A 1,281-nucleotide genomic window follows, 5' to 3' on the forward strand; every position below is an offset into this window, starting at 1 on the left:
TGAACCGCCCCGGGATTGTCGGAGACTCAACATTCTGAGAGAATACGACAATGAAAACACGAAACTACACTCCTGAGATTAAAGAACGCGCCGTTCGCATGCTCATTGAATCAGCAAATGACTATCCCTCCACCTGGTCAGCGATTCAAGCCATTGCCCCTAAGATTGGCTGCACACCTGAAACTCTACGCTCGTGGCATAAAAAGCACATCGATCAAACCATTCCTGCAAATGTGCAAGCTCAAAGTCAAGAGCAGCGTATTAAGGATCTCGAGCGCGAGAATAGAGAACTCAAGCAAGCCAACGAGATTATACGTAAGGCTGCCGCTTTTTTCGCCCAGGCGGAGCTCGACCGCCCACCGAAATAATGGTCGATTTTATTGATGTTAACAAGCAAGAATATGGGATCGAGCTGATTTGTAGAGTACTACCGATTGCCCCGTCAACCTATCACCGTGCTAAAGACTTAGAAGAGTGCCCTGACAAGCGCTCACTACGCAGTCAGCATGACGACTATTATATTAGCGAGATTAAACGCATCTGGCAGGACAGCAAATGCCGCTATGGCGCTCGTAAGGTCTGGCAACAGATGAAAGCGGACGGGCTACAGGTTGCTCGGTGTACTGTAGAGCGTTTAATGAAGCAATATGAGCTGCAAGGGGTTTGGCGTGGCAAAGGTAAGATTACGACTAATAGCCGTGATGACCAGAAGCGCGCTGATGATTTGGTTAATCGTAACTTTAACGCCCAGCGTCCTAACCAGCTGTGGGTGGCGGACTTCACTTATATCAAGACCATGAGCGGCTGGGTCTATACCGCTTTTATCATTGATGTGTTTGCCCGCGCTATTGTGGGCTGGAAAGTCTCTAATCGTATGAATACCGATATGGTGATGGCGGCGTTAAATCAGGCAATAACAGATAGGAATAATCCTAAAGCTGTGATTCATCATAGTGATCGAGGGGTTCAGTATTTATCCATTCGTTATACTGATAAGATGGCTGATTCTGGCGTCATTGCCTCTGTTGGCACAACAGGCGATTCATACGATAATGCGTTAGCTGAAACGGTTAACGGGCTTTATAAAACGGAAGTGATTGATTATTTAAAACAGCAGTGGCAAGGCGTGAATGATGTTGAACTGGCTACTTTAGAGTGGGTCGATTGGTTCAACAAAACACGTTTGCACAGCACGATTGGTTATGTGTCGCCTTTTGAGTTTGAAAAGCGGTATTATGACAATTTAACCCTGTCAGGCATGGCTGCCTGACTCAAGTAAAA

1 protein-coding gene and 1 other annotated feature are annotated in these 1,281 nt (G+C 46.4%); the gene reads left to right on the forward strand.

Annotated elements, in window-relative coordinates; translation table 11 throughout:
• Positions 1-50: 50 nt before the first annotated feature.
• A protein-coding gene (locus CXF61_RS12195) for an IS3 family transposase (protein ID WP_406947643.1) occupies positions 51-1,270 on the forward strand; the annotation gives its coding sequence in 2 pieces (ribosomal slippage) (positions 51-327 and positions 327-1,270; 1,221 coding nt in all).
• Positions 326-442, forward strand: a sequence feature (AL1L pseudoknot). It overlaps the preceding gene by 117 nt.
• Positions 1,271-1,281 lie beyond the last annotated feature (11 nt).

The organism is Psychrobacter sp. 4Dc, assembly GCF_002836715.1.
GTDB lineage: Bacteria > Pseudomonadota > Gammaproteobacteria > Pseudomonadales > Moraxellaceae > Psychrobacter.